Raw genomic sequence first — 13,538 nt, 5'->3', positions numbered from 1 at the left:
AGCGGCCGATCCCTGCCGCTGACCGGTTTCCCCGTCGAGGAGGAACGATGAGCAGGACCGTTCGGTCGCGCGCGACCAAGGCCGCTGCCTGGGCCACCCCGCCGCCCAGGGCGAAAGGACGGGTGTGGGCCGGTTTCCTCACCGCTTTCCTGCTCGGGCTGGCGGTCGCGTTCCTGATCACCTCGGGGAACGGGCCGGACGCGACCCAGCGGCGGATCGCGGAACTGGAACGCGAGGACGCCGCACGGGACGCCGCGCAGCTCGGCCCGCTGACCGACCAGGCCAAGGGCACCAGAGACAGCCTGGCTCCGGTGCTCGCGGCCATGGCGCAGGCGGCTCCCGTCGACGGGTCGGCACCGAAGTCCGGGCTCACCCCGGAGGTGGTGAACGGGTGGAAGGACGTCCTCTCGGCGGCGGAGAAGTCGTACGAGCAAACGCCCTCGGCCGGCAACGGGATCAACGTGGCGCGCGCTGGCCTGCGCACGGCCGTGCAACAGCTCGCCGCGGCGGTCAGGGCGTTCGACACGGCAGTCGGGGTGGCCGAGCCGGTCAGGAGCACTCTCCTGGCGCTGGCGGGTGAGCAGCGCACGCTGGCACTGCGCACGTGGTCGGTGGCCGCGGTCCAGCTCGACGTGATCAACATCGAGGCGGGGAGGGGACACGTGCACGTCCAGCTCTCCACCGGCGGCGACGCCGGCGTGATCGCACCCGACGGCGCGCCGGAGGGACGGTGATGGCTGGTCATGTCGTCCGGCCGGCGACCGATGCCGTCCGCCTCCTGGTCGACGCGCGCACACTGATCGAGCCCGTGCACCGCGCCACGATCGACGAGCTCGGTCCGGCGCTGCGTCGCGTCGCCGGCTACCACATCGGGTGGTGGGACGTGGACGGCAGACCCTCACCGTCGGGCGGCAAGGCGCTGCGGCCCGCTCTCACCCTCGCCTGTGCCCGCGCGTTCGCCGACGGACCCGTGCCGCCGGACGTGATCGCGGCCGCGACGGCGGTGGAGCTGATCCACGACTTCTCGCTCCTGCACGACGACGTGATGGACGGCGACGAAACGCGGCGGCACCGTCCCTCGGCGTGGGTGGCGTTCGGGACCACGGCGGCGATCCTCGCCGGGGACGTCCTGGTGGGACTCGCGCTGCGCCGGGTGCCGCCGTCCCTGACGGGTGTACTCGCCGACGTGCTCGTCGACCTGTGCGAAGGGCAGTCGGCCGACGTGGCGGCCGAGACCGCGACGTCGGTGGACGTCGAGCAGTGCCTCGCCACCGCGGCGAGGAAGACCGGTGCCCTGATGGGGGCGGCCTGCCGCCTCGGTGCTCTCGCGGCCGGAGCCGACCCTGCCGCCGCTGACCACTGCCGGTGGTTCGGGGTGCACCTCGGCGTCGCCTTCCAGCTGGTCGACGACGTCCTCGGCATCTGGGGCGACCCGGCGAGGACCGGCAAACCGGCCCACTCCGACATCAGGGCCCGCAGGAGAACCCTGCCCGTCGTGGCGGCACTCGCTGCGGACTCCCCGGTGGGGCGCCGGCTCGGACGGATCTACCTGGAGGACCGCGGTGAGGACGAGAACGTGCCGCGCATCGCCGAGCTCGTCGCGGAAGCGGGCGGCCGGGCGTGGGCGGAGGCCGAGGCTGACCGCCGCGTGCGGCTGGCGTTCGGCTGCCTGGATCGAGCGGATCCGCGTCCGGACGCCGTCCTGGATCTGCGCGGTCTGGCCCGGCTGGTCACGAGCAGGGACCGCTGAACCAGCTCGCGCCGAACGCGGCTTCACCGACCTTCAGCCCAGTTGCTGGTCCACGACGCTGGGTGACAGGACGTGGTGGACCACCATGGCCGCCGCCCCGAGCACGCCTGCCACCTCGCCCGCACGGGACGGCACGATGCGCAGGTTCTCCGTGGCCAGTGGCAGCGAACGGCGGTAGACCGCCTCCCGCACTCCGGCCAGCAGCATCTCACCCGCAGCGGCGAGGTCGCCGCCGACGACGATCAGCGAGGGGTTGACCATGCTGACGCAGGCGGCGAGCACCTCGCCGATGGTGCGGCCGGCCTGCCGGATCGCCTGGCCGGCTTCGACGTTGCCCGCGCGGACCAGGGCGACGACGTCGGCGCTCGTGTGGGCCTCCACCCCCTTGGCGCGCAACCGGGCCGCGATCGCGGAGCCGCTGGCGACGGCCTCCAGGCATCCGGTGTTGCCACAGCTGCAGGGGGCGTCGTCGCTGCCAGGTGCCTGGATGTGGCCGAGGTCGCCCGCCGCGCCGACCGCGCCGCGGTGCAGGACGCCGTTGCTGATGAAACCCGAGCCGATCCCGGTCGCCACCTTCACGACGATCATGTGGTCGGTGCAGGGGAAGGAGTGCGCGTGCTCGCCCAGCGCCATGAGGTTGACCTCGTTGTCCACCAGCACGGGCACGTCGAACTCGGCGCGGACGTGCGCCGGCACGTCGAAACCGTCCCAGGCGGGCATGATCGGCGGGTGGTTGGGCTTGCCCGACGAGTGTTCGACCGGGCCGGGCAGGCCGATGCCGACACCGGCCGACGACACGGAGGACACGCCGGCCTCCCTGACCAGTTCCCTCCAGGTCTCGGCCAGGCGCGCCAGCACCGGCTCCGGCCCGTCGGCGATGTCGAGGCCGAGCCGGCGCACGGCCAGCGGGCCGCCGGCGAGGTCGGTCACGGCGACGGTCGCGTGCGTGGCGCCGACGTCGGCGGCGAGGACGGAACGGGCGGCCGCGTTGAACGCCAGCCGGCCCGCGGGTCTGCCGCCGGTCGACACCCTGATGCCGCGGTCGGTGAGGAAACCCGCGTCCTGCAGTGCGTCCAGCCTGGTTCGGACCGCGGCGCGGGTCAGGCCTGTCTGGCTCGCCAGTTCGGCACGTGTGCGCGGCACTCCGTCGAGCAGCAGCCGCAGCAGCTGCCCAGGAGAAGCCGCAGGAGCCCAAGGTACGTCCGGCACGGGCCCAGTGAACCAGGGAACACCGAGTAATGGTGACGTTCATCCGTAAGACATGTGTTCTCTGGCAGATAAGTGCCAACTTTTGATTGACAGTCGCCAATAGCCGCCCTACGTTCGCCTCATGGCTGTGACCCACGGAACACCGGGGGCGGAACACCCCGTGGCCGTCGTGCGGCTGGAAGGCATCGAGAAGAGCTTCTTCGGCATACCGGTGCTGCGCGGCGTCGATCTCTCGTTGCACGCGGGCGAGGTGCACGCGTTGGTGGGGGAGAACGGCGCGGGCAAGTCGACGCTGCTGAAGGTGCTGGCCGGAGTGCACCGGCCGGACGCCGGACGGATCGTGGTGCGGGACGAGGAGGTCTCGTTCGCCGCGCCGCGCGATGCGCAGGCGTCGGGCATCGTGATCATCCACCAGGAGTTCACCCTGCTCGAGCACCGCACGGTGGCCGAGAACGTCTTCCTGGGCCGGGAACCGGTGCGGCGCGGTCAGGTGGACCGGCGCGCGATGGAGACGGAGACCCGGCGGCTGCTCGACTGGCTGGGAGAGGACGGCATCGAGCCCGGCACCTCGGTGGCCCGGTTGTCCGTGGCCCGCAAGCAGGTGGTGGAGATCGTCAAGGCGTTGTCGGCGGACGCCAGGGTCCTCGCGATGGACGAGCCCACCGCGGCGTTGGCGGACAACGAGATCGAGCTGCTGTACGGCCTGGTGCGCAGACTTCGGGATCGTGGGATCGCGATTCTCTACGTGTCGCACCGGATGCGTGAGGTGTTCGACCTCAGCTCACGGATAACGGTGTTGAAGGACGGTGCGTTCGTCACCTGTGCGCCGACCGCCGACCTGGACGCCGAACAGGTCGTGCGGCACATGGTCGGCCGTCCGCTGGAGGCGCTGTACCCCGAACGCGCGAGCCACCCCGGTGCGGTGCGGATCGCGTTGCGGGGAGCGGGAAACGAGCGGGTGCGGAACTTGACGTTCGACGTGCGGGCAGGGGAGGTCGTGGGCCTCGCCGGGTTGCAGGGCTCCGGTCGTTCCGCGGTCGCCCGGGCGATCTGGGGCGTCGAGCCGTTCACGACCGGAACCGTGGAACTCGACGGCGTGCCGACCCGCGTCACCGGTCCGCGCACAGCCGTCCGCAAGGGCATCGGGTACGTCACCGAGGACCGCAAGGGCGAAGGCCTGGCGCTGCGGCAGTCGGTGCGGGACAACACCTTGCTCGTCCGGCGTGCGGCTTGCCGCGGCGCGGAGGCACGGCACGACGCCGACCTGGCGCGGCTGCTGGGGTCGGTCGCCGTCGTCGCGCGCTCGCCGCATCAGGAGGTGCGCTACCTCTCCGGCGGCAACCAGCAGAAGGTGGTGCTGGGCAAGTGGCTCGCCGTGCGGCCGCGCGTGCTGATCGTGGACGAGCCGACCCGCGGCGTCGACGTCGGCGCGAAGCAGGCCCTGTACCGGTTGCTGCGCGAACTGGCGGACGACGGAATGGCGATCATCATGATCTCCTCGGAGTTGCCCGAGCTGATCGGCATGAGCGACCGGATCCTCGTCATGCGCGAAGGAGCTCTGGCGGGTGAACTGCCCGCCGGTGCCGACGAGGAAACCGTGATGGCACTGGCCACCGGGCACGGAGCGGCGGCGTGAGCGCCGTGCGCGAGCAGGTCCGTCGGCGCAGCGAGGCGCCGGCGCGGGCGAGAATGTTCGTGATCACCCCGGTTTTGGTCGTGTACCTCGCGCTGGCCGTGCTGCTGGTGGTCGGCAGTGTGCTGGTGGGCGTCCAGGGAGGCGTGCTCCTCGATCACGGCGGCATCCTCAACATCCTGACGCGCGGCACAGTGCTCGGACTGGTCGCGATCGGACAGACGCTGGTGATCGTCACCGGTTCCCTCGACCTGTCCGTGGCCTACCTGATCGGCCTGTGCTCGCTGGTGGCCGCCGAGACGATGGCGGGAAGCCCGGCGATGATCGTGCCCGGCGTGCTGGCGGCGCTGGTGGTCGCGGCGGCGGTCGGGCTGGTCAACGGACTGGTGATCACCGTGCTGAAGGCCAACGCGTTCATCGCCACGCTGGGCGTCGCGCTGGTGCTGCGCGGCTACCTGGAGCACAACTACACCGGCCCGGCGGGCAGCGTGCCGCGCGCGTTCCAGCACATCGGCTACGACCGGATCGGGCCGGTTCCGGTGGCGGCGCTGCTGATGTTGCTGCTCGCGGCGGCGGCGTGGTGGTATCTGCGGCGCACCCGCGCCGGCTATCACATGTACGCGGTCGGCGGGGATGTCGACGTGGCCCGGCTGTCCGGCGTGCGCACCGGGCGGACGATCGTCACCGCGCACGTGCTGTGCGCGGTCATGGCCGGCCTCGCCGGGGTGTTCCTGGCCGGCCGGCTGGGTTCGGGTGCCCCGTACGTCGGTACCGACGCCGGGTACGACCTGGAGTCGATCGCCGCGGTCGTGCTCGGCGGCACGGCCCTCGCGGGTGGACGCGGTGGTGTGGCCGGCACCATCGGCGGTGTGCTGATCCTGTCCACATTGGACACGATCTTCGACGACCTCGCGATGGACTCCTTCTTCAAGGACGTCGTGCGCGGCGTCGTGCTCATCGTGGCGGTGGCGCTGTACGCCCGCAGCAGGACTGCGGGGCGGTCGGCATGAGGGCGCGGCCACGCCTGGCCGACGGCACCGGGCCCGTGCTGGTCGTGCTGCTGATCCTGTTGGTGGTACTGGCGTTCGCCGGTCCCGCGTACGCCGAGCCCAGTGGCTACCTCGCGCTGCTCAAACGCGCGGCGCCCCTCGTGGTGCTGGCCGTCGGTCAGTACTTCGTGATCGTCTCCGGTGGGTTCGACCTCTCCGTCGGCTCGCTGGTCACGGCCGAGGTGGTGGTCGCCGCCCGACTGGTCGACGGTGATGACGCGAACACCTGGTGGGTGATCGCGCTGCTGCTGGGCTGCGGAGTCCTCGTCGGCCTGGTCAACGGGCTGATCACGACGAAACTGCTGGTGCCGTCGTTCATCGTGACCCTGGGGATGCTGCTGGTGCTCGACGGCGCGGTGTTCCTGTGGTCGGGCGGAGCACCGCGCGGTGCCCTGTCCCCGTCGTTCCGCGTCCTCGGCCGGGGCAGTGCCGACGTGCCGGTCCTCGGCCAGGTGCCGTGGTCGGTGATCGTGCTGCTGGTCGTGGTCGTCGTGGCGGTGTGGTTCATGCGCAGCGGAACCGGACGCATGCTGCTCGCGGTGGGGGACAACGAGAACGTGGTCCGGCTCGCGGGCGGCCGGGTGGATCGGCTGCGCCTGCTCGCGTTCGTGCTGTCGGCGCTGCTCGCGTCGGTCGCCGCGATCCTGCTCGCCGGGTTCGCGGGAGTGTCGGCGCAGGTCGGTGAGGGCCTGGAGTTCCGTGCCATCACCGCGGTGGTGCTCGGCGGTGTCCTGCTCGGCGGTGGCCGCGGTTCGGTGGTCGCCGCTGCCGCGGGCGCGCTGTCGCTCGAAGCGCTCTTCTCCCTGTTGAACCTGCTGGGCGTCTCGGGCGCGCTCGAGTCCGCCGTGCAGGGCGTGATCATCATCGCGGCCGTGGCCTACGCCGCTCACGGAGCCGGTCTTCGGCAGATCCTGCGCCGGCCCGTTCCCGACACCGCCTGAACTCTGCCTGTACCCCGTCGACGAAGCCGAGGAGCAGCTCAATGAACAGGAAATGGTCCGCCGCGGCCTTGGCGGGCGCTCTCACGCTGGCCGGCTGTTCCAGCGACCTTCCCACCACGCAGGCCCCCGGCGGCAACTCCGAGTCCGCCAAGGCGAAGTCGGAGTTCTTCGACCAGTCCGAGTTCGAGCGCCAGCTTCGGTTCCGCACGGCGAAGGCGGTCGGGCTGGACTCGCAGGACGGTGCCGCGAAGCCCTGGGAACAGATGCTCGAACCGCAGCTGGTCGACACGGCCAAGTACGCCAAGCCCGGTGGCGGCTACCACCTCTGCTTCTCCAACGCCTCGGTGGACAACCCGTGGCGGCAGGTCGGGTTCAAGACCATGAAGGAGGAGGTGAAGCTGCACCCGGAGATCACCAAGTTCACCGTGCTCGACGCGGAGGCCAAGGACGACAAGCAGATCAGCGACATCCAGTCGCTCGCGTCGCAGGGATGCAGCGCGTTGATCGTCTCGCCGAACACGACCGCGACGCTCACCCCGGCCGTCGAGGCCGCCTGCGCGACGGGCGTGCCCGTGATCGTCTTCGACCGCGGTGTCAAGACCAGCTGCCCGGTGACGTTCATCCACCCGATCGGCGGGTTCGCGTTCGGCGCGGACGGCGCCGAGTTCCTCAAGGAGAAGGTGGCGCCAGGCGGCAAGGTCCTCGCACTGCGCATCCTGCCGGGAGTGGATGTCCTGGAACAGCGCTGGGCGGCGGCCGACCAGATCTTCTCCGGCAGCCAGGTGAAGGTCGTCGGAGTGGAGTTCACCAACGGCGACGCGGCCAAGACCAAGAGCATCGTCAACGAGTACATCCAGCGCGAAGGCAAGATCGACGGCGTCTGGATGGACGCGGGTGCGACCGCGGTCGCGGCCGTGGAGGCGTTCCAGGACGCCGGCGCGGCGATCCCGCCGTTCGTGGGCGAGGACCAGCAGGACTTCCTGCGGATGTGGGCCGACGAGAAGATGACGGCGGTCGCCCCGACCTATCCGACCTACCAGTGGCGCACCCCGGTCATCGCCGCCCTGCGCGTCCTCGGCGGCAAGCAGGTGCCGCGGGAATGGGTGCTGCCGCAGCCGAAGGTCACCCAGGACACCCTGAAGGACTTCATCAAGCAGGACATGCCGCCGCTGCACTACGCCATGTGCGGCTGCGAGGGCATGCCCGGCTACCCGGCGCCCTGGAAGTAGCCTCCGATGCTGAAGGCGTACGTGGACCTGGTGCGGGCACCGGCGGCGCTCACGGTGCTGGGCGACACGCTGGTCGGTGCAGGGAAACCGTTGCGGGGAAAGGGCTTGTTGCTTCCGCTGGCGTCCGTGTCGTTGTACTGGGCGGGAATGGCGCTCAACGACTGGGCCGACCGCGACCTGGACGCGGTCGAACGGCCGGAACGACCGATCCCGTCCGGCCGGATCAGCCCGGACGCGGCGCTGGCCACCGCAGCCGGACTGACCGCGCTCGGCGTCGGCCTCGCCGCGGCGGCCGGTCGCAACGCACTGCCGCTGGCTTCGGCGGTGTGGGCCTACGACACCGTGCTGAAGGCCACGCCCGCCGGGCCGTTCGCCATGGCCGCCTGCCGGGCGTTCGACGTCCTGCTGGGTGGCAGGGCCGTCCTGCCCGCCGGACTGATGGCCGCGCACACCCTCGGTGTGACGGTGTTGTCGCGAGGCGAGGTGCACGGCACGTCATCCGGCACGGCGAAAGCAGTGCTGGCGGGCACGGTGCTGACCGCGGTCGCGGCAGGCGCCTCCAGCCGGCGGTTCACCGGGATCGCGGCGGCGCTGGGCTACGCGGTCACGGTGGGACGTGCGCAGTGGCAGGTGGTCCGGCAGCCGTCGGCCGAGTCCGTCCGCGCCGCGACGAAGGAGGGCGTCCACGGCATGGTGCTGCTCCAATCCGCGCTGGCCGAGCACGGTGCCGCGCTGCCGCTGGTGCTGCCGCTCGCCCAGGCGCTGAGCAGGAAGGTGAGTCCCACATGACGTTCCACCTCGGCTACGGCACCAACGGGTTCGCCAACCACCGGCTCGACGACGCGCTCGCCCTGATCGCCGATCTCGGCTACACGGCGGTGGCGCTCACCCTCGATCACCACCACCTGGACCCGTTCGCCGACGACGTCGTCAAGCAGACCGAGCGGGTTGCCGCGCGCCTGCACGAACTGGGACTGCGCGTCGTCGTGGAGACCGGCGCGCGGTACCTGCTCGATCCGCGTCGCAAGCACCACCCCACGCTGGTGAGTGAGGACCAGGCGGTGCGGGTCGATTTCCTGGTGCGCGCCAAGCAGATCGCGCTGGACCTCGGCGCGGACTGCGTGTCGTTCTGGTCCGGAGTGGGATCGGCGGACGACTGGGACCACCTGAGGTCGGGTGTCGCCGAGGTGCTGGAGAGCGGGCCGGGAGTCCCGCTGGGACTGGAGCCGGAGCCGGGCATGGTCGTGCAGTGGCTCGACCAGGCACTGCGGCTGCGGACCGAGCTCGGGAACCCGGAGGAGCTGAGGATCACCCTCGACGTCGGGCACTGCGTCGCGGTCGAACCGCAGGACGCGGCGGCGTGCATCAGGCAGGCGGGCGAGCTGCTCGTCAACGTGCAGCTCGACGACATGCTGCCGGGCGTGCACGAACACCTGGAGTTCGGTGAGGGACAGCTGGACCTGCCCGCCACGCTCGCCGCACTGACCGGCATCGGCTACACCGGCGTCGCCGCGGTGGAGCTGCCCCGGCACAGCCACGCCGCACCGGACGTGGCGGCGCGGGCACTGCGAGCGCTGCGCGCGGCGCAGTGGCTGGCCGACGCGGAACGGGCGGTCCGCGCCGACCCCGGCGTGATCGACACCCTCTTCCCCGCGGCGGGAAGGGCGGTGGGAGCAGGACAGGACGCCGCACGGGTCCGCCTGCTCACCGCGTTCGCCGACGTGTCCGACGATCCGGTCGACGGCTTCACGAGGCTCTACCGGTACGGCACCTCCGCGGAACGGCGAGGTGTCCTGCGCGGGCTGGCCGAGATGGGGGACCGTGCTCCGGCAGCCGGGGTCGCGTTGGTCGAGGACGCCTTGCGCAGCAACGAGACCGACCTGGTCGCGGCGGCGCTCGGCCCGTTCGCCACCCGGCACCTCGGCAGGCACGCGTGGCGGCACGGTGTGCTCAAGTGCCTGTTCATGGGCATCCCGCTGACCGTGGTCGACGGTCTCGACCGGCACTCCGACGCGGAGCTGCTGCGCATGGTGGCCGCGTTCGCCGACGAACGCCGCGCGGCCGGCCGTCCGGTTCCCGCCGACGCTCTCGCCCTGCTCGGAAAGGCTTCTTGATGCGCATCTTCGACCCGCACATCCACATGACGTCCCGCACGACCGACGACTACGAGGCCATGCGCGACGCCGGCGTGCGAGCGCTGGTCGAGCCCGCGTTCTGGCTCGGCCAGCCCCGGACGAACGTCGGGTCGTTCGTCGACTACTTCGACAGCCTGCTCGGATGGGAGCGGTTCCGCGCCGCCCAGTTCGGCATCGCCCACCACTGCGCGCTCGCCCTGAACCCCAAGGAGGCCAACGACCCCCGGTGCGCCGAGGTGCTGGACGTCCTGCCGCGCTACCTGGCCAAGGACGGTGTGGTCGCGGTCGGCGAGGTCGGGTACGACTCGATGACGCCGGAGGAGGACGACGCGTTCGCGCGCCAGCTGGAACTCGCGCTGCGGCACGACCTGCCGGTCCTCGTGCACACACCGCACCGGGACAAGCAGGAGGGCACGAAGCGAACGCTGGACGTGGTCCGCGAGTCGGGCCTGGCGCCGCACCGCGTCCTGGTCGACCACCTCAACGAGACCACCGTCGCGATGGTGGCGGACGCGGGCTGCTGGATGGGGTTCTCCGTCTACCCGGACACCAAGATGGACGAGGCGCGGATGGTGGCGCTGCTCGCCGAGTACGGCACCGAGCGGATGCTGGTCAACTCCGCCGCAGACTGGGGCCGGTCCGATCCGCTGAAGACCCGCAAGACCGGGTTGGCGATGCTGGACGCCGGGTTCGGTGAGTCCGAAGTGGACACCGTGTTGTGGCGCAACCCGGTCGAGTTCTACGGCCAGAGCGGCAGGCTGGCGCTCGAACCGGTGGCGGCGGGCGCGGTCGACGCGGCCACCGGCAGCTCGGTGCTGCGGGGTGAACGGTGATCGCCTACTGCACCAACGTCCACCCCGCTCCCGACCTCGCGGGCATCCTGGCCCAGCTCGACCGGTACGCGGTCCGGGTGCGGGAGGCGCTGGAGGCGGACACGCTTGCACTGGGACTGTGGCTGCCCGCGCTGGTCGCACGAGGACTCGCGGAGGACGGCACCGCACGGCAGCACTTCCGCGCGGAGCTGGCGAGCAGAGGGCTCACCGTCTCGACGCTCAACGCGTTCCCGTACGGCGACTTCCACGACGAGGTGGTCAAGCACGCGGTGTACTTCCCGACGTGGACCGATCCCCGCCGCCTCCAGTACACAGTGGACTGTGCGGCCGTGCTGGCTGATCTGCTGCCCGATTCCGCGTCCTACGGCAGCATCTCGACCCTGCCGCTGGCCTGGCGGGAGCCGTGGACCGGCCGCGACGACGACCGTGCCGCGGAGGCTCTCACCGAGCTGACCCTGTCCCTGCGCGCCGAGACCCGCCGGCACGGCAGACCGATCAGGCTGGCCGTGGAGCCGGAGCCGGGTTGTGTGCTGGACACCGTCTCCGACGCGGTCGAGTGGCTGGCCGGCCGGGTCGATCCCGACCACATCGGGATCTGCCTGGACACCTGCCACCTCGCGGTGTCGTTCGCCGATCCGGCCGAGACGGTCGCGTCAATCCGCCGGGCGGGCCTGGACGTGGTCAAGGTGCAGGCGTCGGCGGCACTGGAGGTAGCAGAACCCGGTACACCTGAGGGCAGGCGAGCGGTAGCGGAGTACAGCGAGCCCCGCTACCTGCACCAGGTCCGGGAGAACGCCCCAGGCGGTGTCCTGGCGGCGGACGACCTGCCGGAGGCGTTCGAGACCCTGCCCGCCGAGCACCCGTGGCGCGTGCACTTCCACGTGCCGCTGCACGCTGTTCCGCCCGCACCGCTCACGTCGACCACCGACGTGCTCGTGGCCGCGGTGGCGGCGGTGGACCCCGGCACCCACGTCGAAGTGGAGACCTACACCTGGACCGTGCTGCCGGGTGCGGGCGATCTCGCCGACGGCATCGCGGCGGAACTGCGCTGGGCGACGCAGCACCTGCGGACGGGGGTGGTGGCGTGAAACCGTTGGTGGTCCTCAACGTCGTGGGCATGACCCCGGCGCTCCTCGAACACATGCCCAATCTCTCGCGGCTGGGCTGGCAGGCGGAGCTCGGCACGGTGCTGCCCGCCGTGACGTGCAGCGCGCAGGCCACGCTGCTCACCGGCCTCACCCCGGCACAGCACGGGATCGTGGGCAACGGCTGGTACTTCCGCGACCTGGGCGAGATTCACCTGTGGCGTCAGCACAACCGCCTCGTCGGTGGGGAGAAGCTCTGGGAGACGGCGCGTCGCGCCCATCCCGGCTACACCGCCGCCAACATCTGCTGGTGGTACGCGATGGGAGCCTCGACCGACATCACCGTGACCCCTCGGCCGATCTACCACGCGGACGGGCGCAAGTCGCCGGACTGCTACGTCCGCCCACCCGGCCTGCACGACGAACTCGTCGGAGCTCTGGGCGAGTTCCCGCTCTTCCAGTACTGGGGCCCCACGGCGGCACTGGCGTCGAGCGAGTGGATCATCGGTGCCGCGCGGAAGGTCCTCGCCGAAAGGCGGCCTGACCTGTTGCTGGTCTACGTGCCACATCTGGACTACGACCTGCAGCGGTTCGGACCGTCCTCACCGCAGGCGGTCAAGGCGGCGGCGGACGTGGACCGGGCGCTGGCGCCTCTGCTGGCCGACGCGTCGGACGCCACCATCGTGGCGTTGTCGGAGTACGGCATCACCGACGCACGCCGCCCGGTCGACATCAACCGGGCGTTGCGAGCCGCAGGCCTGCTCGAGGTCTACGCACAGGCGGGCATGGAGTACCTGGATCCGTGGACGTCACGGGCGTTCGCGGTGGCCGACCACCAGATCGCGCACGTGTACGTCGCCGATCCGGCCGATCTCCCGAGGACGAGAGCGGTCCTCGCGGACCTTCCGGGCGTCGACGTGCTGTACGGCCGGGACGCGCAGGCGTCCGTCGGGCTGGATCACGAGCGGTCGGGTGAACTGGTGGCGGTGGCCGAGCCGGACGCATGGTTCACCTACTACTACTGGACCGACGACCACCGCGCGCCGGACTTCGCGCGTGGTGTGGACATCCACCGCAAACCCGGCTACGACCCCGCCGAGCTGTTCTTCGACCCGGCCGACCCGCTCGTCAAGGCCAGAGCCGGGTTGAACCTGGCCCGCAAGAAGCTCGGGCTGAGATACACGATGAACGTCGTGCCGCTGGACCCGTCGTGCGTGCGCGGCACGCACGGCAGGCTGCCCGACCGGGCGGCGGACGGGCCGGTGCTCTTGTGCTCGGATCCGGTGGTACCGCGGTCGGTCGAGCGCACCGGCCGGATCACCGCGACCGAAGTCCGCACTCTCCTGCTCGAACTGCAGGGGATTCCCGCGGTGGAGCTCAGCCGATGACCAGTCCCTTGACCGAGGTCACCATGGTGCACCCGAATTGCGATTACTCCGCGGTCGTGGGCAAGGAACCCACGGCGGCAACCCAGCGCCTGCTGAGGCTCATGCAAACGGGCGCGACCGACCGCGCGATCGCCCGCGAGCTCGGTGTCAGCCTGCGCACCCTGCACCGGCGCGTCGCCCGCCTGCAGTTGCTGCTCGGCGTTCAGTCGCGGTTCCAGCTCGGCGTGCTCGCCGCCGAGCTGGAGTGGCTCGGTCCGGGGTGAACGAGGCGCGGCTGACGTCCCGT

At 71.3% G+C, this 13,538-nt stretch carries 13 protein-coding genes; 12 read left to right on the top strand and 1 reads right to left on the bottom strand.

The features are described from left to right. Window positions 1–47: 47 nt before the first annotated feature. On the top strand, window positions 48–734 hold the full coding sequence (locus G7043_RS25550) for a hypothetical protein (RefSeq protein ID WP_166049628.1): 687 nt from the start codon (window positions 48–50) through the stop codon (window positions 732–734). After that, complete coding sequence (locus tag G7043_RS25545) at window positions 734–1,750, top strand: polyprenyl synthetase family protein (RefSeq protein ID WP_166049627.1); 1,017 nt, start codon at window positions 734–736, stop codon at window positions 1,748–1,750. The genes G7043_RS25550 and G7043_RS25545 overlap by 1 nt, the downstream gene beginning before the upstream one ends. A gap of 33 nt (window positions 1,751–1,783) precedes the next feature. Here the strand turns inward: G7043_RS25545 and G7043_RS25540 are convergent, their stop codons facing one another. Further along, complete coding sequence (locus tag G7043_RS25540; RefSeq protein WP_166049626.1) at window positions 1,784–2,959, bottom strand: ROK family transcriptional regulator; 1,176 nt, start codon at window positions 2,957–2,959, stop codon at window positions 1,784–1,786. Window positions 2,960–3,080: 121 nt separating this feature from the next. Between G7043_RS25540 and G7043_RS25535 the strand changes: the two genes are divergently transcribed. Genes G7043_RS25535 through G7043_RS25490 form a run of 10 tightly spaced genes read left to right on the top strand, consistent with a single transcriptional unit; the run spans window position 3,081 to window position 13,515 of the window. Further along, the gene (locus G7043_RS25535; protein WP_166049625.1) at window positions 3,081–4,595 is read left to right on the top strand and encodes a sugar ABC transporter ATP-binding protein; all 1,515 of its coding nucleotides are present in this window, start codon (window positions 3,081–3,083) and stop codon (window positions 4,593–4,595) included. Window positions 4,596–4,648: 53 nt separating this feature from the next. Next, window positions 4,649–5,602 carry an ABC transporter permease gene (locus G7043_RS25530; RefSeq protein ID WP_166050194.1) on the top strand — a complete coding sequence of 318 codons (954 nt, stop codon included), beginning with the start codon at window positions 4,649–4,651 and terminating at the stop codon, window positions 5,600–5,602. Beyond that, a complete protein-coding gene (locus G7043_RS25525) occupies window positions 5,599–6,582 on the top strand; it encodes an ABC transporter permease (protein WP_166049624.1) in 984 nt (327 codons plus the stop codon). Before G7043_RS25530 ends, G7043_RS25525 begins: the two co-directional genes overlap by 4 nt. 41 nt (window positions 6,583–6,623) lie before the next feature. After that, window positions 6,624–7,811: a substrate-binding domain-containing protein gene (locus tag G7043_RS25520; RefSeq protein WP_166049623.1), complete on the top strand. Its 1,188-nt coding sequence runs from the start codon at window positions 6,624–6,626 to the stop codon at window positions 7,809–7,811. Window positions 7,812–7,820: 9 nt separating this feature from the next. Next, the gene (locus G7043_RS25515) at window positions 7,821–8,600 is read left to right on the top strand and encodes an SCO3242 family prenyltransferase (protein ID WP_166050192.1); all 780 of its coding nucleotides are present in this window, start codon (window positions 7,821–7,823) and stop codon (window positions 8,598–8,600) included. After that, the gene (locus G7043_RS25510) at window positions 8,597–9,925 is read left to right on the top strand and encodes an EboA domain-containing protein (protein WP_166049622.1); all 1,329 of its coding nucleotides are present in this window, start codon (window positions 8,597–8,599) and stop codon (window positions 9,923–9,925) included. The genes G7043_RS25515 and G7043_RS25510 overlap by 4 nt, the downstream gene beginning before the upstream one ends. Beyond that, window positions 9,925–10,779, top strand: a complete 855-nt coding sequence (locus tag G7043_RS25505) for a TatD family hydrolase (protein ID WP_166049621.1) — start codon at window positions 9,925–9,927, stop codon at window positions 10,777–10,779. The genes G7043_RS25510 and G7043_RS25505 overlap by 1 nt, the downstream gene beginning before the upstream one ends. After that, window positions 10,776–11,867, top strand: coding sequence for a metabolite traffic protein EboE (eboE, locus tag G7043_RS25500; protein WP_166049620.1), 1,092 nt, complete (start codon window positions 10,776–10,778; stop codon window positions 11,865–11,867). Before G7043_RS25505 ends, eboE begins: the two co-directional genes overlap by 4 nt. After that, complete coding sequence (locus tag G7043_RS25495; RefSeq protein WP_166049618.1) at window positions 11,864–13,252, top strand: alkaline phosphatase family protein; 1,389 nt, start codon at window positions 11,864–11,866, stop codon at window positions 13,250–13,252. Before eboE ends, G7043_RS25495 begins: the two co-directional genes overlap by 4 nt. Beyond that, the gene (locus tag G7043_RS25490) at window positions 13,249–13,515 is read left to right on the top strand and encodes a helix-turn-helix domain-containing protein (RefSeq protein WP_166049616.1); all 267 of its coding nucleotides are present in this window, start codon (window positions 13,249–13,251) and stop codon (window positions 13,513–13,515) included. The genes G7043_RS25495 and G7043_RS25490 overlap by 4 nt, the downstream gene beginning before the upstream one ends. The last annotated feature ends 23 nt before the right edge of the window (window positions 13,516–13,538 follow it).

This window comes from Lentzea alba, assembly GCF_011067745.1.
GTDB lineage: Bacteria > Actinomycetota > Actinomycetes > Mycobacteriales > Pseudonocardiaceae > Lentzea > Lentzea alba.
The sequence above is the reverse complement of the archived record's forward strand: the minus strand, read 5'-3'. Positions and strand labels throughout refer to the sequence as shown.

Bases quoted from the DNA above. Each gene is read 5' to 3' on its own strand.
- G7043_RS25535 (WP_166049625.1), top strand. From the start codon at position 3,081: ATGGCTGTGACCCACGGAACACCGGGGGCGGAACACCCCGTGGCCGTC.
- G7043_RS25510 (WP_166049622.1), top strand. From the start codon at position 8,597: ATGACGTTCCACCTCGGCTACGGCACCAACGGGTTCGCCAACCACCGG.
- G7043_RS25545 (WP_166049627.1), top strand. From the start codon at position 734: ATGGCTGGTCATGTCGTCCGGCCGGCGACCGATGCCGTCCGCCTCCTG.
- G7043_RS25490 (WP_166049616.1), top strand. From the start codon at position 13,249: ATGACCAGTCCCTTGACCGAGGTCACCATGGTGCACCCGAATTGCGAT.
- G7043_RS25530 (WP_166050194.1), top strand. From the start codon at position 4,649: ATGTTCGTGATCACCCCGGTTTTGGTCGTGTACCTCGCGCTGGCCGTG.
- G7043_RS25550 (WP_166049628.1), top strand. From the start codon at position 48: ATGAGCAGGACCGTTCGGTCGCGCGCGACCAAGGCCGCTGCCTGGGCC.
- G7043_RS25520 (WP_166049623.1), top strand. From the start codon at position 6,624: ATGAACAGGAAATGGTCCGCCGCGGCCTTGGCGGGCGCTCTCACGCTG.
- G7043_RS25525 (WP_166049624.1), top strand. From the start codon at position 5,599: ATGAGGGCGCGGCCACGCCTGGCCGACGGCACCGGGCCCGTGCTGGTC.
- G7043_RS25505 (WP_166049621.1), top strand. From the start codon at position 9,925: ATGCGCATCTTCGACCCGCACATCCACATGACGTCCCGCACGACCGAC.